Origin of the sequence: Streptococcus parasanguinis, from assembly GCF_040908565.1 — a bacterium.
GTDB classification, from domain to species: domain Bacteria; phylum Bacillota; class Bacilli; order Lactobacillales; family Streptococcaceae; genus Streptococcus; species Streptococcus parasanguinis_AC.
In genome coordinates, this window is sequence record NZ_JBDGEA010000010.1 from 68261 (window position 1) to 86218 (window position 17958).

Here is a 17958-nt window from a genome sequence, read left to right on the forward strand (position 1 = left end):
CTCCTTTTATTGAAGTCGTTGAACACGTTTTAATTTACGTGTTGGGTCCCATTGGTAATCGATAAATTGAATACTTGGGAGGATGAATTGTTTTTGTTGAGCCAAGAGTTCAAATTGGGCAAAGATCGCTTTCTCAATAAAGTCGGAACGATGACTCAAGGCAATGGTAATGGATCCATCTGCCAACTGAGTTACTTGATAGTCCTGAATATTTTCGACAAAGAGAATGCACCGTCGAATAAAATCCGGATAGATCATTTGGCTACTGCCATCTTCTTTTTTGAAATAGAAGATATCATCTGATCGTCCTTCAATCTTTGCGATTCGAGTAAAGACGGAACCACAAGGACAAGGGGACTTATCTTCCACCAGAATATCATTGAGGCGGTAGCGATAGATGGGTTGACTGGTCCGTTTGAAATCCGTAATCATCGGATAAAAGCGGCGATCATCTAGATACTCTTTTTCGACATACAAAATATCTTCGTTAAGATGTAGATTACCTTCTGAACAAGTACAAGCTAAAAACCCTTCTGTCGCTTGGTAGACCTGATCAACCTTATCTAGTTGAAAGGCTTTGGCGATTGTCTGAGAATCTCTATCCTCTAGGATCTCTGCGACAGAGACAACCTTGACAGGGTGAAGAGCAAGTTGCTGATTAGTGACATAGTTAGCTAACTCAATCAAGGTGGAAGCTGGAGCCACTACAATGGTTGGCTGATAGTTTTTGAGACGCTCTAAATGCTCCTTACTATCCTTGAAGATATCAAAATACTCTAATCGAATAAGGGACGAATTAATGGTTTGATAGAGTTCGTTATCAGCACGTAAGAAAAAAGCAATGCGATGACCAAACAGCTTTCCTTTTGGCAACATCTTAGCTAAGATTGCTGCAGCCCACATACTTCTTTCTTTTTCTGTGGTGACAAAGACCCCTCGGTGACCGGAGGTTCCAGAGGACAAGCCTACTGCTACTTCTCCATTCATTTCGGTAAAATCTCGTGTTTGTTCCCCACGTATGGCCATCTCTAATGCCTGATCTCGATCCACGCCCAGGGTATTAAGTTCATTGAAATGCGTCATCATGAAATTCTTATCCATAGTCCCAAAGGATTCAGGAGAATGGGTTTGAAAATAGGGAGAGTGAGAAGTGATAAAAGCATGGTAACGAGTCAATTGCTTTTTTTGGTACTTTTCTAAGGTTTCCTTTGAACGGAATCGATGGCACCATCTCGTTTCAATAAAGGTTTTCAGAAAGACTGTTTTTTTCATTTAAAATCCTTTCAATCCTTTCTTGCGGGTCGTGGCTGACCACAACTTGAATGCCCTCTTGTAATAGTTTCTCTAGCAAATCCGCTCCCTGGAGATAGGCCTTCTTATTGTCCTGTACAAAGGAAGGAATGAGACGCATTTTTCGTGTGTAAGGCAAGAGATCCACTCCCCAGCATAGATCTGCACCTATATAGAGTTTTAGCTCATCCATATACAGACACCCCTGCCCTCTTGCATGCCCATCGATAGATGATACGAGAATACTCCCATCACCAAATAGGTCCGCAGTCGGGCGGTAAGGGAAAGCAGGATGCCTTTGATCTGCTTTGAGACAAGTCACACGATCTTTGAAATCAGCTGGAAGAAACTCTTTAAAAATCAGATCTTTGAATTTAGGCTTCTGGTACACTTCATAGACTTCCTGAGTTACAAAGAAATGAGCATTTGGAAAAAGTGCTGCTCCGCCGAGATGATCAGGGTGCAAATGCGAAAGAAACACATAGGAAATGGCTGCTGGATCAATTCCACGCTCTTGCAATAAGTAGTCAATCTGGTCTTCCTTTTTCATCTGCATAGGCGTTGCTAGACGGTACCAGCAATACCGTGCTTTTTTCTTGATTTCATAATGATAGCCAGTATCGTACAAAATATAGCCTTTTTCACGATGATGAATCAAAAAGACACCTGCTGGAAATTGCAATTTTTCGTTTTGAATCCCTTTAAATAAGAGTCCAGAATGACTGCTACAAAAACCTGCTGGAAAATAATCAATGTGCTCGATCATGTTGGACATAGTTGTCAATCCCTTCTTCAATGGTCATTTTTGGATAGTAGCCAAGTTCGGTTTGGGCCTTTTGAATATCAAGAGTTTGGCTATAACGAAGGAGATAATAGGTGTAGCGAGTCAAGGGAGGTTCAGCTTTTATATGAAATAATCGATACACCCCTTCAAGGCTGTACGCCACACCTGCTACTAAAGCTGATGGAATGTTCCGATAGTGGATAGGTTCTCCTAATCCTTTTAGTGTTGTTTCAATCAAATACTTAAAGGTCTTTGGTTCTCCATTTGTAATATTATAAACCTGTCCGTGTGCTTCTTTTGCTTCCAAAGCCAAGCGAATAGCTAGGGCGACATTTTCCACACAGGTCATATCCATGAGTTGCTCTCCCCTTCGAATCAACGGAATCCCAATTTTTCTACTGAGGCGTAAAACACGAGGCAAGATACTGGTATCTCCCACACCAAATAATCCTCTCGGGCGCAAGATGATACTTGGCACATCTGGATAGTCAGGAAATAGTTTTTCAGAAGCCAATTTGCTTCGGATGTAATTATTGAGGTGGTTTTCTTTTGGAGCATCACTTTCCTTGATATCGAATTGGTCTTTTCCAGCTGCGTAAATACTAGGAGAAGAGACATAAACTAGGCGTTTTACCGCATATTCACGGCACAAGTCAAGAACATTTTGAGTACCAACTACATTTGCCTGATAGAAAGCCTTCCAAGGGCCCCAAGCAGTGGACAAGGCTCCTGCATGAACAACAGCATCAATTTCCTGAAAAGCTTGTCTTAGCTCCTCAATAGAGCTCAAATCTCCTTTTACAAATTTGACGCGCTCACTTTCCAGAGCCTTCCCAACTTTTTCGTTTCGGCCAAAGGCTACAATGGAATAGTCGTGATCCAATAACTCCTTAATCACATATTTTCCAAGGAAGCCAGTCGCGCCTGTTACAAGAATTTTCATAGTTTCCCATCCGTTCCACGTCTTAATAATCGTTGAATTTCAAACTCTAAGGTATCCAACGGTTTGTAGGTTTTTGATAGTTTGTTTAGTCTCGCTAACTCTTCCCAAGATTCTTTTTCTAACAGGGCCTTAAAACCTGCTTGAATTTCTTCAGTGCGATTTCGATGAGCTTGAAAAGCAATCCCTGCTTCTACTCCTCGAATGGCATAGTCAAATTGGTCATAATCATGCGGCAAGATCAAGGCTGGTTTCTTAAATTCGATGCACTGATAAAAGATTCCAGCTCCTCCATGGTGAACCACATAGTCCATTTGCGGTATGTATTCTTTGTAAGGGAGATAAGTTACGAGAGTCACATTTGAAGCCACTTCTTCTTCAGAAAATTCTTTTGCTCCATCTCCTAGAGTGACAAAAAAGTGGCATTCTGGATGCTCTTTGGCTAACTGCTTGGTTTGATGGAGCAAATTTTCTTTTGCCCACGGCAACTGAGTCCCACACGTCACGAGAACCTTCTTTTTGTCTTCATAAGGGCTGAGATCTAAAGGATAATCTTCTGCTTTTTCAAGAGAAGTCCCCAAAGGGCCAAGCCAAGCATATTGATGAGGGAAATGTGTTTTCAACTCCAGCTCCATCATACCAATTCCAAAGATGGCATAAGGAGAGTAAATAGTCTCCACTCCATTTTGATTGTACAACTTGAAATTGTAACGTTTTAAGCGTTTGCGTAAGAGGAAAGCCACGCAGTATTTTCCAATGCGCGTGAGTTTACGGCATAGGGCTTGTATCTTTTCTTCCTTCTTGGTTCGCGCAATTCCCATCCCTCCGAAGAAGCAAGGGGGACCATAAGGAGTTTCGATTGCAAATTGAGTTGCCATTGTGGTGATCCAAGGAATTTCCAACTCTTCTGCCACAAAGCCAGCTGATAGAGTGATAAAATCAGCAATCACAATATCTGGACGGTTGATGCGCCACTCCTCTAACAATTGATCCGATACATGATTAATCAAATCAAGGCTCTTGGACAATTGCCGATAAGCTGAAAAGAGATTGAGTTTCTTATCGTTATTCGCCGCACGTTCAAATTCTTCTACTTTGTCCTCTAGAATTGGAACGACAGTGAAGCCAAGGTTTTCTGCAACGGCCTTTTTCTGAGGTCCTGTGAAAACCCGGATCTCCATCGAAGGATCATCTAACAAGGGTTTAACGAGATTTAAAGTTGGGTACAGATGCCCGCTCAAGGGAACAACTACCACATCGATTTTAATTTTTTTCATTTTTTCCTGCCTTATATCTTTTTTTAGATCTAAAACTAGCTTCTATCTATTAATTCGTAAAAAAAATCAAAAATTGAAGAAAAAATAAAAATTTTTTAAAATTTTTTTCAAATCTTTTTTTGACCATACTATCACTATTTAGAAAGAATGACTTCAACCTAAAAAAGCTCCCAAATGCCAAAGAGAGAGAATCTCTCAAACATTTGAAGAGTTTTTTATTCCTGTTCATTGTTCGCTTAGTTGTTTTCCAAATAAAATTCGAACCGTTCGCCGACATACTGGCTTTTTACATACTCAAAAGCAGTCCCGTCTTCAAAATAGGAAACCTGTGTCAATCCTAAAATAGCCTGTCCTTTTGAAATCTGCAAATAGTCCGCAATCTTATCTTTGGCTAATCGCGCATAGATGGTCTGGTGCGACTTTCCAATCTTATAGCCATGACGCTCCAAGGTTTGGAAGAAATGACTGGTGACCTCTTCGCGATTGAAATTCTTAATAAATTTCTCTGGAATGGAAGCTACTTCATAAACGACAGGAATCCCATCCGCATATCGGACCCGCTCCATCCGAATGATGGTGTCTGTCTTATCGATGCCTAATTTATCCACTTCTTGGAGGCTAGGAATGGTTTTACGGTAAGAAATCACTTGACTAGAAGGTTCCTTACCTTGCGATTTCATAATCTCAGTAAAACTGGTTGTTCCGCGCATTTTTTCTTGGACGCGCGTGCTAGTGATAAAGGTACCACTTCCTACTCGTCTTTCAAGTACTCCTTCTTCAACCAGAAGGGTAATAGCCTGCCTAAGAGTCATCCGACTCACCTGAAATTTTTCAGCTAGATCGCGTTCACTGGGAAGCCGCTCTCCAATTTTCCATATTTTTTGATCAATCTCAGATTTAATCTGATCATGAATTTGAATGTAAGCTGGAATCATAACATTGCTCTTTCTCTGTGTTACTTCTATTGTAGCGTAAAATTCCTGATTCTTCAATCAGAGATTGGTAAAGACATGGCTTTTGTGTTAGAATAGAGGAAAGTAAATTTCTATAAGAAGGGGATAAGATGACAAACCTATCAACTGATTTGCATGATGTTGAAAAAATCATCGTGCTTGACTACGGTAGCCAGTACAATCAGCTTATTTCACGTCGAATTCGTGAAATTGGTGTCTTCTCAGAATTGAAGAGCCATAAGATTTCTGCTGATGAAGTTCGTGCAATCAATCCAGTTGGGATCGTTCTTTCGGGCGGACCAAACTCTGTATACGAGGAAGGTTCTTTTGATATTGATCCTGAAATTTTTGAACTTGGAATTCCAATTCTTGGGATCTGTTATGGAATGCAGCTATTGACTCACAAGCTTGGAGGAAAGGTTGTACCCGCAGGGGACGCTGGTAACCGTGAATATGGTCAATCTGAGCTTGGCTTGACGGAGTCTTCTGCTCTCTTCGCAGGCACACCAGACAAACAATTGGTCTTGATGAGCCATGGAGATGCTGTTACAGAAATTCCGGCCGACTTTATCCGCACTGGTACTTCTGCTGACTGTCCATTTGCATCGATTGAAAATCCTGATAAAAAAATCTACGGAATCCAATTCCACCCAGAGGTTCGTCACTCAGTTCACGGTTATGATATTTTGCGTAACTTTGCTTTGAATATCTGTGGTGCCAAAGGTGACTGGACTATGGATAACTTCATCGAGATGCAAATCAAACAAATCCGTGAAAAAGTTGGAGACAAACGTGTTCTTCTCGGACTTTCTGGTGGTGTTGACTCTTCTGTTGTTGGGGTTCTTCTCCAAAAAGCTATCGGAGATCAATTGATCTGTATCTTTGTAGACCATGGTCTTCTCCGTAAAGGGGAAGCTGATCAAGTTATGGATATGCTTGGTGGTAAGTTTGGGTTGAACATTGTCAAAGCTGACGCTGCTAAACGCTTCTTGGATAAATTGGCAGGTGTATCTGACCCTGAACAAAAACGGAAGATTATCGGTAACGAGTTTGTTTATGTCTTTGATGACGAAGCAAGCAAACTGACAGACGTGAAATTCCTTGCACAAGGAACACTCTATACAGACGTCATTGAGTCAGGTACGGATACTGCTCAAACTATCAAGTCTCACCACAACGTGGGTGGTCTTCCAGAAGATATGCAGTTTGAACTGATCGAGCCGCTCAACACTCTTTACAAGGATGAAGTTCGTGCTCTTGGAACTGAACTTGGTATGCCAGACCACATCGTATGGCGCCAACCATTCCCAGGTCCAGGTCTTGCGATCCGTGTCATGGGTGAAATCACTGAAGAGAAACTTGAAACTGTTCGTGAGTCAGATGCTATCCTTCGTGAAGAAATTGCTAAAGCTGGTCTTGACCGCGATATTTGGCAATACTTCACTGTTAACACTGGCGTTCGTTCCGTAGGTGTTATGGGAGATGGTCGTACTTACGACTATACCATTGCCATCCGTGCTATCACTTCTATCGATGGAATGACAGCCGACTTTGCCAAAATCCCTTGGGAAGTTCTCCAAAAAATCTCCGTTCGTATCGTAAACGAAGTTGACCACGTTAACCGTATTGTCTACGATATCACAAGTAAACCACCTGCAACTGTTGAGTGGGAGTAGAGTAAGTTATTCAAAAAAACGCTTGAAATCAATGATTTCAGCGTTTTTATTTTCATGTTAGTACCAAAACTCATAATCAAAAAACACCTGATAAAAGCCTATATAACTCTAATTCAGGTCTTTTATTTTTATTGATTTATCTTTTGTTCTTTTCTTTTATTTATAGTATACTGACATTAAAAGTATATTGTAGGAGAATTTAAATGAAAGATTTTTTTGCAGGATTTGGTGAATTAAACCTTGTTACTTATCTGATATACGTGTGCATTGGCCTCGCTCCTCTCTTTCATATCTTTATTATCGGATCAGAAGTGAGTCCTGGAAAATTTGTTTTAACCATCTTGGGTATCGTTTACGTTATCGTTTTAACGATTGCTAAAATTTATAGAAAATTTTTCTGGAAATCATCGTAAAGAAACATAAAAATCCCATCAGAATATTTGAACCACACCTACTTTAGTCTAATTCTAACAGCTCTCATATTATAAGAAAAAAACACCTGATAAAAGCCAATATAGCTCTACTTCAGGTGTTTTGTTTTTATTAATTTATCTTACTGTTCTTTTGATTTTCTAGCGCTTGTAACCAATCCAAAACCTGCGAGCATAATACCTAGACCCAAAAGAGTTTGGTTACTAGAATCATTGCTTCCTGTTTCAGGAAGTTTAGCCGGTTCTGGTTTGTAAGCAGTAGGTGCTGGTTTAGGAGTTTCTTTCTGCTCCAAAACTGGCACAGTTGTACGACGTTCCAAGTAGAATTGGTAGCTGTCTTTTGTTACCTTGTACTGACGTCCCTCACTGACTGTTTCCACAATCCATGAAGCTGCATCCTTAGTTAAAGAGTCAGCCAAGTTACGATCAATATCCATTAAACGTCCCTCAGACACAAAATCTTTATAGTTTCGTTGATTATACAAGGTTGTCGCTACGATTCTATCAATACCAGCTTTTTTCAGAGTTGTTAATGTCTCAGCGATAGATGGAATTGACGGATCTTCTTTCATCCTAGCATCTGTTAACAACACCACAAACTTTTTATTTTTTGGTGACTTAGACCAGTCATAAGTAGAAACAATCTTTGTGAGAGCAGGAGTTGCTGTTTCAGGAGAATCTCCACCATGTGCAATCTTAATTTTTTCTAAAGCTTTTTCAAGTTCAACTGGATTTGTTGTAAAATAAGTCTCATCACAACGTGGGTGGTCTTCCAGAAGATATGCAGTTTGAACTGATCGAGCCACTCAACACTCTTTACAAGGATGAAGTTCGTTCTCTTGGTACTGAACTTGGTATGCCAGACCATATCGTATGGCGCCAACCATTCCCAGGTCCAGGACTTGCCATCCGTGTCATGGGAGAAATCACTGAAGAAAAACTCGAAACTGTTCGTGAATCAGACGCTATCCTTCGTGAAGAAATCGCTAAAGCTGGTCTTGACCGCGATATTTGGCAATACTTCACTGTTAACACTGGCGTTCGTTCAGTAGGTGTTATGGGAGACGGCCGTACTTACGACTACACTATCGCTATCCGCGCTATCACTTCTATCGATGGAATGACAGCTGACTTCGCTAAGATCCCTTGGGAAGTCCTCCAAAAAATCTCTGTGCGCATCGTAAACGAAGTTGACCACGTTAACCGTATCGTCTATGATATCACAAGTAAACCACCTGCAACTGTAGAGTGGGAATAGATTTAAATTATTCTAACGATTATAAAGAGCAAAACGCCCTATTAGAATATTCTAATAGGGCATATTTGGATCTCAATATAAAGGTGCCTTAATCTAATGTGTATCAAACTTATACTACTTATTCATTCTAAATAATTCTTACTCTTTTTCTCTGATAAAAATTAAATCAATCAGACTCAACTCATTGGTAATAAGTAATAAACAATAAATGAAAGTACTATATAAATAGCGAATTGAAAGAAATAAGTAAGTAAAGCATGAGAAGTAATGCGTTTTACTACTTTATCTCTTTTTATACATTGAATAGCTTCTAAAAATAAAACAGCATTTCTAGTTGCATAAAATTCAATAAGTATCGATAAAACTAAACAAACTAAAAGGATACCTGCATCAATCATTAATAAAGGTCTTAAGAATAAATATACTTTATTAAACCAGATTGAATAAATGGATACAAACTTTAAAATGGGTGATAAAAGATAGGTATAAATCGATACAATTCCTTGTATTCTTACTACCCTATTTCTATCTTTATAGTGATACAGTTCATGCGAAAAAGCTAAAATATCTACTAAGTTATTGCTATTTAGATTACTTACTCCAATTGTATTTGAAATGGGACGATACCAGAATAACTTTGATGGAACAATCAGTGGACTTACTAGTCCTTCTACTTCACAAAATTGTTGGAGAATAGTACTTAATTTATACTTCGTCTCGATATTTTTCTTAGTATATTTACATAATATAATTTTGTTAAAAACACTAAGTAAGACTATAGTAGTTAGAATAAAAAGAAACTTTAGAAGAGTGAAGAATATTTTGCTATCTGTGTATTCCATTAGAACTCCCCTTATAAGTAAAAAACTTTTGAAAATTCTCTATTTCCATAATAGTATCATAAACTAGGATTATTTGAAAGTAAAATTGAAATAAAATAAAGAAATAGAGCCAATCAATTAAAACAGTCTTCATTTGTTCTATGGATCTTTAATTTTAAAAATTACACACAAAAAGCACTCTGACTTCTTGTCAGCAGTGCTTTTGTGCTATGTTTATCCAACCAAACCACTAAAGAATTTGACAATGGCATTCCAGATGGCTCCGAAGAAGCCAGCAATGGCATTCCACGCATTTGTGAAGAAGTTGCCACTGTCTTTTAAAATAGAATCTGTATCAAAATTGAGATTGATATTGTTAAAGGTATCGCCTGCCTTGTCTACGATACTATCTTTCAGATCCGACAAGGTTTTAGTAAAGCTTTTGCTACTGATGACGCTACTCTTTGAGAGATTCACTGCGAAATTCACGATCAAATTGATCTGGTTACCTGTCACCGTTGTATCTAGCTTATAATTTTTGAGGGTTTCTTCGACGATCTTTCGAATATCATCCTTGCTTAAATCCTGATTGTTCTGTTTGGCATTGGCTACTGCTGTTTTAATGTCGGTCAATGCCACGTTCAATTTATCAGCATCGAAGTTTTTCTTGCCAGCGTTTTCCTCGTTGATCCCGGAAAGAGTCTTCAACTCTTCTTGGGCCAGATCTTTGCTTTCTTGAGAAACTTTGGCACCATTTTTCTCAAGCGAGTAATAGATCCCAGCTAAGGCACTTTCACCTGTTACTTGGACAGGAGATGCGACTGTAATTTGAGCATGCTCCAATCCAAGTGTAACGGCCGCATTGCGATACATATCTGCGGTAACTTTGGTGATGTTTTGAGGCGTTACGATATTCACTTCTAGAGCCTTATTCTTACCTAATTTTTGAATTTTAACGGAGGAATAGAGTTCTAGACTATCATCGTTCGCAACGTTCATAATCGAAGAGTAAACATCTGGTGTCATGGTCTTCCACTCTTCTTTATCTTTTGAACTATCGTAGTTCAGCAAATTCAAGGTTTGCTCAATTTGCATTTGGTCTAGAGAGTAACCCAAAACATAGTCTGGTTTGACATAAGTTTCATCAATGACTTTCTGGACATTGCTATCTGCAGAAACCCGAGGGACAGCAGTAAATAAGGCTAAAGTCGTCGTTACAAACAATGCAATCTTCTTTAATTTCATCTTTTTCTTCTTTCTAACTCAAATCAACTCTGGGCATCTCTTATTCTTATCTCACCTCACTAGGGATGAAAAAAGAAGTAAATAAAGAGTTTACCCACTTCGATTTTTATTATACAGTTGATTTCTTAAAACTAGCTTACAGTTTTTTTAAGAATGCATGACATTTTTATTTTCCCCAAAGAAACTGGATCAACAGCTTATCTACTATTGGATTTTCATGAAGTTGGCTGTGCTGGGCACCTTTGCCATCAATCTTTTCTTCACGGTAGCTTTTTGTGCGCTCTACCACTAGGTAGCGAAGGGCTTTCGAAGAAACGTTGAGAACCGATCCATCCGTCTCTCCACCTATATCACCATAGATATTCAGCACATCGATTTGATTTTCAGGATAGACTTCCCGAAGAGCTAAAAGATGCTGGTACTGCTCATTCATTGCGGAGGGTTTACCAGTTTGCGTATCTAGAGTCAACCCCTGGGGTAAATTTATCCCTTCGAGTCCAGCAACATGGTTTGCAATGGCGACCTGCTTGATAATTTTTGGTAAATTCTCATCACTTCCATGTTCCAGAAGATAATATAAGACAGACATATTTCCCATAGAATGAGCGACAAGGTTCATCTCTTTAAAATGATAGGTGTCTTGAAGCTTTTTGACTACCTGATAGGCATAATTGCTGATGACTTTTGGATCGGGCGTGCGATTGTTTTGGTATTCCACTTTGATAATTGGATTGACTGCACCTTTTGGAATGGTCCCTGTCAGCCTTACCTGCCCATCTTCAGCCACGTTTGCAGTGATGACGGTTTGTGTCACCCCTGCTTTTTTTGCCGCATCTGTCATGTGTTTTTCTGCATTGGCACTCGATCCATAACCATGAAAAAATAAGGTAGGACGACTACTTTGTAGGTAATTCGTGTGGTCCAGCTGCGTTTTTTGTTGATACTTCCCAAAAAATGCGATACATAGGAGAATCAACCCCAAAAGCAGCCCGTAGAATGATTTTCTGTTCAATAGGAACTCCTCAAGATAATTTAAAACTAACTAGTATTTTATCATAGCTATTCAATGATTTCAAAATATTGAGGATGAAAGAGCAAAAATACACAAAAAGATTTATAGATTAAAAGAGAGGCTGGGATAAAAGTCCTAGCCTCTTAATTGTTTTTGGATTGTCGAGCAAGACGCAGTGGTTGAGTGGGCTCTACTACGCTGATTTCATCAGCTTTTATAGCCCTACTCAACTGTGCGGAGGTGGGACGACGAAATCGAATTCTAACGAATGACCGATTTCTGTCCTACTCTCTCTGAATTGATTGATTAAAACCATGAAAATAACTTCATAATCGTCATATTGGTTTCTACTAAACGAGAATAATAAATATTTCCGCCATTGATGTAGAGTTCCATCCCATTTAACAGGGAAATAGGGTGGAGGTAAAGATATGTTTCACCGGTTACATTGCCAAGGCTTGGCGCTACTACATCCCGCGAATAAGCGCGGGCCAACTCTAGGGAATTTGTTCCACCGTGTTTAGCTACATAATCAATGTAATCTTTCCCGAAATTATAGGCTTGAACGGCTGTCCAGCTATCAACCCCTTTTTTCTTGGCTTCTTTTAACTCATCTGAAAGAGTCTGAATACCTTGGCGAATACTGGCCTTATTATCGCTAATGGTATTGGTCTCACCACTTGCACTCTCACTAGCCTGCATGACATCGTCCTCTCGACCTTTGGTCTCTGTATAGATCATAGCCAGAATGAGGTTTTCATTGGCTGTGGTATCCTCCTCAGCAAGGACTTCTCTCACCAGAGAGCGATACTGCATGACTTGTTTGACATCATGGTGGATCTGGATCCCCTTGTAGATTCCAAATATAAGTAAGATGAATAAGAAGATCTTCACTATGCGTTTAATCATTATTTACTCTGTATATCCTCAATGTTTTTGATCAGAATAGAATAGGTCCCGTTCTCGTTTAGAATAAATTCAACAGATTCTGCATCTTCATAGACATTATTCGGAACGATCAGTTCAATTCCATTTGACAATGACAATTTCTGATTTTCAAACTTCTTCAACTGGCGACTTGCATCAATTTCTTCAAAGGTGACAGGTTCAGGTACAGCTTCTTTGACTTGGTTAATAAAACTGAGGCGGGCTGTCAGATTGTCATCGAAGAGATCATCTGCTAATTTCTCTGGAGAGAGTTTATTTTCTTCCTCGATATGATTGAAAATAGCTGATTTAACCTTTGATTGAAATTGAAAATCATCTGTATTAAAGCTTTCCGCAATTTTCTGAGCTGTTTTTTCTAGTGCCTTGATCGATTTTTTAGGTGAAATTTTAGGTTGCTCCTGGAGAAGATTCTCAGAGAAATAGTTCAAAAACGCTCCATTGTACTTGATTCGTTTTTCGATCAAATGGTACTTGCGGCTTTGAAGATTAATGACCAAAGCTTCATCTGCACCAGTCCCAAAGCCAGGTAGATTGTTTTGCGTCAACTTAATCGGATTATCCACTTCCCCACCAAGATGGGTCAAGGTTTCTCGTAAAGCGATTCTAAGAAAGGCAAAATGCTCCACCCCTTCTTTTGAGAATTGGATAAACACCAAATCGTTGGTCTTTTGATTCTCAGAGACGACAAATTCTTCTTTCCAGCGATTGGCTACGGCTACTGAAGTTTCTAGGAAATCATCCGTGATCATCTCAAGGAAAGGATTGTCCTCTTCGAAAATACCGGTTCTGGCTTCATCGGAATAAACTCGCTCAATCTTTTTTCGCAAGTATTCCTCAATTTTAGGTGTGATATTGAGGAATTTATCTGCCAGATAGAGATCGGTATCATCTGGTCTAAATTGATGAATGATGGCTTTTTTTACGTAAATGTCCATAAGATGGTTTAGTCCTTGTAAAGTGGGAAGGCATCTGTCAAGGCTTTGACTTGGTTCCGCACTTCTTCTAATACAGCTGGGTTCTCTGCGTTTTTCAAGGTTTTGATCATCAGTTCAGCCACTGTACGGCTTTCCTCTACTCCAAAACCACGAGCGGTGATGGCTGCTGCCCCAATCCGGATTCCACTGGTCTTAAATGGAGACAAGGTTTCATAAGGAATGGAGTTCTTGTTGAGAGTAATGTTGACTTCATCTAACAAATTTTGCGCCACTTTCCCATTTTCAACGACTTTCGTCACATCGACAAGGAAAAGGTGGTTCTCGGTTCCGCCTGAAATAACACGGAAATCAGGATCTTGTAAGAAGACATCCGCCATGGCCTGACTGTTCTTAATCACGTTCGCCGCATACTCTTTAAAGGCTGGATCCAGTGCTTCCTTGAAGGCTACTGCTTTAGCTGCGATGACATGCTCTAAAGGTCCTCCTTGAATACCAGGGAAGATGGCAGAGTTAATTTTCTTAGCTAACTCCTCGTCATTAGTCAAGATCAAGCCACCACGAGGACCACGAAGGGTCTTGTGAGTGGTTGTTGTCGTGATATGAGCATAAGGAACTGGACTTGGGTGAAGACCTGCTGCCACGAGACCAGCAATATGGGCCATATCAACCATGAGCTTGGCTCCTACTGCATCTGCAATTTCACGGAATTTTGAGAAATCAATAATGTGAGAGTAGGCTGAAGCACCAGCAACGATGAGTTTTGGTTTGACTTCTTGGGCTTGTTTTAAGATGGCGTCAAAATCTAAGAGTTCTGTTTCCGGATCTACACTATAGGACACAAAGTTATAAGTTTGACCAGAGAAACTCACAGAAGCTCCGTGCGTCAAATGCCCACCGGCAGCCAGATCCATCCCCATAACAGTGTCTCCAGGCTCAATCAAAGCCATATAGGCAGCACAGTTGGCCTGACTACCTGAATGGGGTTGAACATTGGCAAACTTAGCCCCAAAAATTTCCTTAGCACGTTCGATGGCCAGACTTTCGACGACGTCTACGACATCAGTCCCACCGTAGTAACGATGACCCGGATAGCCTTCTGCGTATTTATTGGTCAGGATAGACCCTTGTGCTGCCATAACCGCCTTAGAGACGACATTTTCAGAAGCAATCAACTCGATATTGTTTTGTTGGCGTTCCTCTTCTTTAGCGATCGCATTCCATAGGTCTGCATCATAGGCTTTGTAATCTTCTTTATCAAAAATCATAGGTCTACTCCTTATTAAATAATTTTTTATATACATTATGACAGAGGAAGGTCATCTTCCTCAAAAGAAAGCTCGGGCACTTGTGCAAGCAAGTCAGCTTTCGTAATCGAACCCTGTCGTAAAATCCTTGCTTTGGCCCCAGAGATATCTAGGATAGTTGAATCTTGGCCAGTAAGGAAAGCATCGTCCTCAAAGCCAGGAATTACCTGATCAAATTCTTTTACAATAGCTTCATACTTTTTTCCGCTAGCATGTCCAGATAGATTTGCAGAAGGACCAACTAAAGGACCATGTTTACGAATTAATTCCAATGTCTTTGGATGGGCTGGCATCCGAAAGCCAACCGTAGACATACCTGAATGAATCCATTCTGGCACCTTTTCATTAGCCTGAAGAATAATAGTTAAAGGCCCAGGTAAAAATGATTCAATCAGTTTTGTTAAATAGCTAGGTTGATTTTTCGAATAAATTCGAACAGAAGCTTCGTCAACTACATTCAAGTTTAAGGCTTTGTCTCTGGGTCTACGTTTTAATTCGTAAATATAATCAACCGCCTCTTGATCCAAAGCTTTAGCGAAAATACCATAGACTGTTTCAGTTGGCAGAATAACCGCACGGCCTGCTTCTAATTCTTTCTCAAATAGATCCATTGTCTACTACTACCATTCTATCTTGTCCAAATTGGTCTTTCAAAACTCGAACTTGTTTGTTGGGAAATGCCTCTTGAAAAAGCTCTTTTACCTTGCTTCCTTGCTTATAGCCAATTTCTAGATAGATCTTTCCTTCTGGTGTTAAAACACTTGGTGCTTGCTGGGCAATCTTTTCGTAGATAGCATATCCATCACGGTCTGCAAAGAGAGCTAAGTGAGGTTCAGAGGCTAAAACATTGGCTCCAACCTCTTCTACATCATCCCGAGAGATATAGGGAGGGTTCGAAACAATCAGGTCATAAGGACCTTCTAGTTCGTCCAGTACATCTGACTTCTTGAATTCAAGGACTGCTTCTAACTGCTGAGCATTTTCATGAGCAAGCTCCAAAGCCTTTTCCGACACATCACTAGCTTGAATCTGCCAGTTAGGTCTAGCAAGGACTATGCTAATCGCAATGGCACCACTTCCTGTTCCAATATCCAGAACTCGTAAGGCTTCCCCATCGTTTTCCTCAAGTATGAGAGCGACCAACTCCTCAGTCTCTGGGCGTGGAATCAGCACGCGCTCATCAACTGTAAAAACATGGCCACAAAATTCTGCGCTGCCAATAATATACTGGGCAGGAACATGATGTTTCAACTGCTCAAAGATGGATAGGAGCAAGTCCTGATCCTCTACTTCCACTTCTTTTTGCAAGGCAAGGACAAAGTCTGTAAAAGTCCAGTTTTTTAAAGCTCGATACGCGAAGGAGAGGCTTTCTGCTTCCTCTCCAACGGCTATTAATGCTTCTTCATACTGGGCTAATAATGATCCCAACAACATTATTTATTCAACTCTTCTAGTTTTTGTGTTTGATCATACAAGACCAAAGCATCGACCACTTCATCTAATTTACCAGATAAGATAGTATCCAGTTTTTGAAGGGTCAAGCCAATCCGGTGATCAGTCACACGGTTTTGAGGAAAGTTATAAGTCCGGATCCGCTCTGAACGGTCACCAGTACCGATAGTTGACTTCCGCTCAGCGTCTTGCTCATCTTGGGCAATCTGAGCGAAGTGGTCAGCCACACGCGCACGAATGATTTTCATGGCTTTTTCACGGTTCTTCTGTTGGGTCCGTTCTTCCTGCATCTCTACCTTGATATTGGTTGGCAAGTGGACGATACGAACGGCTGTTGCAACCTTGTTGACGTTTTGTCCACCCGCACCAGATGCGTGGTAGATGTCAATCCGAAGGTCTTTTGGATCAATGTCGTACTCGACTTCTTCGATTTCTGGCATGACCAGAACTGTGGCAGTCGATGTATGGACACGACCTTGGCTTTCTGTCACAGGAACCCGTTGTACCCGGTGGGCACCTGATTCGTACTTAAGTTTTGAATAGACAGATTGACCAGATACCATGGCCACCACTTCTTTGATCCCGCCAACGCCATTGTAGGAAGCTTCCATGACCTCAAAGCGCCAACCTTGGCTTTCCGCGTATTTTTGATACATCTGCAAGAGGTCACCAGCAAACAACTGTGCTTCGTCTCCTCCTGCTGCCCCACGGATTTCCAAGATAATGTTCTTGTCATCGTTTGGATCTTTTGGAAGAAGTAAGATCTTCAGTTTTTCTTCGTACTCTTCTTTTTCAGCCTTGGCATCTTTGAGCTCTTGCTTGGCCATTTCTTCCAAATCTGCATCGCCGCCTGCTTCCTTGATCATTTCTTCAGCATCGACGATATTTTGAAGCACTTGCTTGTACTCTCGGTAGGCTGTCACCGTGTCGCGAGTGGAAGCCTCTTCTTTTGAAAGCTCCATAAAGCGTTTGGTATCAGAGACCACATCTGGGTCACTCAATAATTCCCCTAACTCTTCATAACGGTCTTCTACAGCTTGTAGTTGATCATAGATATTCATATTTGCTCCTTAATTCTAGGTTGTTAGATCATAGATTGCTACAATTTCGTCTTCTATGACTTGGCCAGTTTCTTTAAATCCATAATGGAGATAGCAAGATCTCGCTTGATTATTTTCCGGTTCATAAGATAACCAAAGACTTGTTGCTTTTCCAGCTGGCTCTGTTCGAACAAAGTCAATGACTGCATCCATAGTCGGTTTAAAATAGCCTAAACCTTGAAATCGTTTATCGATCATAAAACGAAATAACAAGTAGTTCCCCTTACTGATCCCAATTTTCCGGTCATAGGCAATCATAACAAAACCAACTAATACTTCCTTATCATAAACTGCTAAGGGAGCTATAAAATCACCATTTTTATCATATACATAGGCTTCAGCTAAACTAACGGAATTGGATGCAATAAAATTCCTTTGGTTTGGATGAACTTCTAGATTTAAAACGTCAAAATAATTCTCTATCGTAATATCTTTTAAACAAATAGACATTATTATCCTCTCTAAAACGTTCTAGACGCTTTCAGTTGGTATGTCCGGATTAAAATAATGCTTGCGGCAAACCGAGATATAG

General features: G+C 40.2%; 17 protein-coding genes and 2 pseudogenes. 3 read left to right on the forward strand and 16 right to left on the reverse strand.

Annotated features, from left to right (window positions below):
• Nucleotides 1–6 precede the first annotated feature (6 nt).
• The 5 genes from AB5Y61_RS06350 to AB5Y61_RS06370 form a co-directional block, all read right to left on the reverse strand.
• Nucleotides 7–1272: a F390 synthetase-related protein gene (locus AB5Y61_RS06350; protein ID WP_368403552.1), complete on the reverse strand. Its 1266-nt coding sequence runs from the start codon at nucleotides 1270–1272 to the stop codon at nucleotides 7–9.
• Nucleotides 1238–2065 (reverse strand): MBL fold metallo-hydrolase, encoded by an 828-nt coding sequence (locus AB5Y61_RS06355; RefSeq protein ID WP_368403553.1) that lies wholly within the window; start codon nucleotides 2063–2065, stop codon nucleotides 1238–1240. Before AB5Y61_RS06355 ends, AB5Y61_RS06350 begins: the two co-directional genes overlap by 35 nt.
• Nucleotides 2040–3017, reverse strand: coding sequence for an NAD-dependent epimerase/dehydratase family protein (locus AB5Y61_RS06360; protein ID WP_368403554.1), 978 nt, complete (start codon nucleotides 3015–3017; stop codon nucleotides 2040–2042). The genes AB5Y61_RS06355 and AB5Y61_RS06360 overlap by 26 nt, the downstream gene beginning before the upstream one ends.
• Nucleotides 3014–4291, reverse strand: coding sequence for a glycosyltransferase (locus tag AB5Y61_RS06365; protein WP_368403555.1), 1278 nt, complete (start codon nucleotides 4289–4291; stop codon nucleotides 3014–3016). The genes AB5Y61_RS06360 and AB5Y61_RS06365 overlap by 4 nt, the downstream gene beginning before the upstream one ends.
• 236 nt (nucleotides 4292–4527) lie before the next feature.
• Nucleotides 4528–5226 (reverse strand): GntR family transcriptional regulator, encoded by a 699-nt coding sequence (locus tag AB5Y61_RS06370; RefSeq protein WP_049514367.1) that lies wholly within the window; start codon nucleotides 5224–5226, stop codon nucleotides 4528–4530.
• A 128-nt stretch (nucleotides 5227–5354) separates the two neighbouring features.
• Between AB5Y61_RS06370 and guaA the strand changes: the two genes are divergently transcribed.
• Together guaA and AB5Y61_RS06380 are read left to right on the forward strand one after the other, a co-directional pair.
• Entirely contained in the window at nucleotides 5355–6920 is a 1566-nt protein-coding gene (gene guaA, locus AB5Y61_RS06375) for a glutamine-hydrolyzing GMP synthase (protein ID WP_368403556.1), read from the forward strand.
• A gap of 203 nt (nucleotides 6921–7123) precedes the next feature.
• Nucleotides 7124–7333, forward strand: a complete 210-nt coding sequence (locus tag AB5Y61_RS06380) for a hypothetical protein (RefSeq protein WP_006148878.1) — start codon at nucleotides 7124–7126, stop codon at nucleotides 7331–7333.
• Nucleotides 7334–7473: 140 nt separating this feature from the next.
• Here AB5Y61_RS06380 and AB5Y61_RS06385 read toward each other — a convergent pair.
• Nucleotides 7474–8112 (reverse strand): annotated as a pseudogene (locus tag AB5Y61_RS06385) (LPXTG cell wall anchor domain-containing protein); the annotation flags it as partial.
• On the opposite strand from AB5Y61_RS06385, the pseudogene AB5Y61_RS06390 reads away from it, so the two are divergent.
• Nucleotides 8097–8609: pseudogene (locus AB5Y61_RS06390) on the forward strand (glutamine-hydrolyzing GMP synthase); the annotation flags it as partial. The pseudogenes AB5Y61_RS06385 and AB5Y61_RS06390 overlap by 16 nt on opposite strands.
• A 176-nt stretch (nucleotides 8610–8785) precedes the next feature.
• Here AB5Y61_RS06390 and AB5Y61_RS06395 read toward each other — a convergent pair.
• From AB5Y61_RS06395 to AB5Y61_RS06440, 10 genes are all read right to left on the reverse strand, one after another.
• Nucleotides 8786–9451, reverse strand: coding sequence for a hypothetical protein (locus AB5Y61_RS06395; protein WP_368403557.1), 666 nt, complete (start codon nucleotides 9449–9451; stop codon nucleotides 8786–8788).
• Nucleotides 9452–9664: 213 nt separating this feature from the next.
• Nucleotides 9665–10675, reverse strand: coding sequence for a DUF1002 domain-containing protein (locus tag AB5Y61_RS06400; RefSeq protein ID WP_368403558.1), 1011 nt, complete (start codon nucleotides 10673–10675; stop codon nucleotides 9665–9667).
• Between the two features lie 166 nt (nucleotides 10676–10841).
• On the reverse strand, nucleotides 10842–11636 hold the full coding sequence (locus tag AB5Y61_RS06405) for an alpha/beta hydrolase (RefSeq protein WP_439145115.1): 795 nt from the start codon (nucleotides 11634–11636) through the stop codon (nucleotides 10842–10844).
• A gap of 357 nt (nucleotides 11637–11993) precedes the next feature.
• Nucleotides 11994–12596 carry a lysozyme family protein gene (locus AB5Y61_RS06410; protein WP_003007284.1) on the reverse strand — a complete coding sequence of 201 codons (603 nt, stop codon included), beginning with the start codon at nucleotides 12594–12596 and terminating at the stop codon, nucleotides 11994–11996.
• The gene (locus AB5Y61_RS06415; protein WP_368403560.1) at nucleotides 12596–13570 is read right to left on the reverse strand and encodes a nucleoid-associated protein; all 975 of its coding nucleotides are present in this window, start codon (nucleotides 13568–13570) and stop codon (nucleotides 12596–12598) included. The genes AB5Y61_RS06410 and AB5Y61_RS06415 overlap by 1 nt, the downstream gene beginning before the upstream one ends.
• A gap of 8 nt (nucleotides 13571–13578) precedes the next feature.
• On the reverse strand, nucleotides 13579–14835 hold the full coding sequence (glyA, locus tag AB5Y61_RS06420) for a serine hydroxymethyltransferase (protein WP_368403561.1): 1257 nt from the start codon (nucleotides 14833–14835) through the stop codon (nucleotides 13579–13581).
• A gap of 35 nt (nucleotides 14836–14870) precedes the next feature.
• Nucleotides 14871–15485, reverse strand: coding sequence for an L-threonylcarbamoyladenylate synthase (locus AB5Y61_RS06425; protein ID WP_368403562.1), 615 nt, complete (start codon nucleotides 15483–15485; stop codon nucleotides 14871–14873).
• Nucleotides 15472–16308 carry a peptide chain release factor N(5)-glutamine methyltransferase gene (gene prmC, locus AB5Y61_RS06430; protein WP_368403563.1) on the reverse strand — a complete coding sequence of 279 codons (837 nt, stop codon included), beginning with the start codon at nucleotides 16306–16308 and terminating at the stop codon, nucleotides 15472–15474. Before prmC ends, AB5Y61_RS06425 begins: the two co-directional genes overlap by 14 nt.
• Entirely contained in the window at nucleotides 16308–17387 is a 1080-nt protein-coding gene (gene prfA, locus AB5Y61_RS06435; RefSeq protein WP_003007273.1) for a peptide chain release factor 1, read from the reverse strand. Before prfA ends, prmC begins: the two co-directional genes overlap by 1 nt.
• Before the next feature lie 15 nt (nucleotides 17388–17402).
• On the reverse strand, nucleotides 17403–17876 hold the full coding sequence (locus tag AB5Y61_RS06440) for a GNAT family N-acetyltransferase (protein ID WP_368403564.1): 474 nt from the start codon (nucleotides 17874–17876) through the stop codon (nucleotides 17403–17405).
• Between the last annotated feature and the right edge of the window lie 82 nt (nucleotides 17877–17958).

Coding starts and splice junctions, on each gene's coding strand:
- AB5Y61_RS06350 (WP_368403552.1), bottom strand. CDS start 1,272: ATGAAAAAAACAGTCTTTCTGAAAACCTTTATTGAAACGAGATGGTGC.
- AB5Y61_RS06355 (WP_368403553.1), bottom strand. CDS start 2,065: ATGTCCAACATGATCGAGCACATTGATTATTTTCCAGCAGGTTTTTGT.
- AB5Y61_RS06360 (WP_368403554.1), bottom strand. CDS start 3,017: ATGAAAATTCTTGTAACAGGCGCGACTGGCTTCCTTGGAAAATATGTG.
- AB5Y61_RS06365 (WP_368403555.1), bottom strand. CDS start 4,291: ATGAAAAAAATTAAAATCGATGTGGTAGTTGTTCCCTTGAGCGGGCAT.
- AB5Y61_RS06370 (WP_049514367.1), bottom strand. CDS start 5,226: ATGATTCCAGCTTACATTCAAATTCATGATCAGATTAAATCTGAGATT.
- guaA (WP_368403556.1), top strand. CDS start 5,355: ATGACAAACCTATCAACTGATTTGCATGATGTTGAAAAAATCATCGTG.
- AB5Y61_RS06380 (WP_006148878.1), top strand. CDS start 7,124: ATGAAAGATTTTTTTGCAGGATTTGGTGAATTAAACCTTGTTACTTAT.
- AB5Y61_RS06395 (WP_368403557.1), bottom strand. CDS start 9,451: ATGGAATACACAGATAGCAAAATATTCTTCACTCTTCTAAAGTTTCTT.
- AB5Y61_RS06400 (WP_368403558.1), bottom strand. CDS start 10,675: ATGAAATTAAAGAAGATTGCATTGTTTGTAACGACGACTTTAGCCTTA.
- AB5Y61_RS06410 (WP_003007284.1), bottom strand. CDS start 12,596: ATGATTAAACGCATAGTGAAGATCTTCTTATTCATCTTACTTATATTT.
- AB5Y61_RS06415 (WP_368403560.1), bottom strand. CDS start 13,570: ATGGACATTTACGTAAAAAAAGCCATCATTCATCAATTTAGACCAGAT.
- glyA (WP_368403561.1), bottom strand. CDS start 14,835: ATGATTTTTGATAAAGAAGATTACAAAGCCTATGATGCAGACCTATGG.
- AB5Y61_RS06425 (WP_368403562.1), bottom strand. CDS start 15,485: ATGGATCTATTTGAGAAAGAATTAGAAGCAGGCCGTGCGGTTATTCTG.
- prmC (WP_368403563.1), bottom strand. CDS start 16,308: ATGTTGTTGGGATCATTATTAGCCCAGTATGAAGAAGCATTAATAGCC.
- prfA (WP_003007273.1), bottom strand. CDS start 17,387: ATGAATATCTATGATCAACTACAAGCTGTAGAAGACCGTTATGAAGAG.
- AB5Y61_RS06440 (WP_368403564.1), bottom strand. CDS start 17,876: ATGTCTATTTGTTTAAAAGATATTACGATAGAGAATTATTTTGACGTT.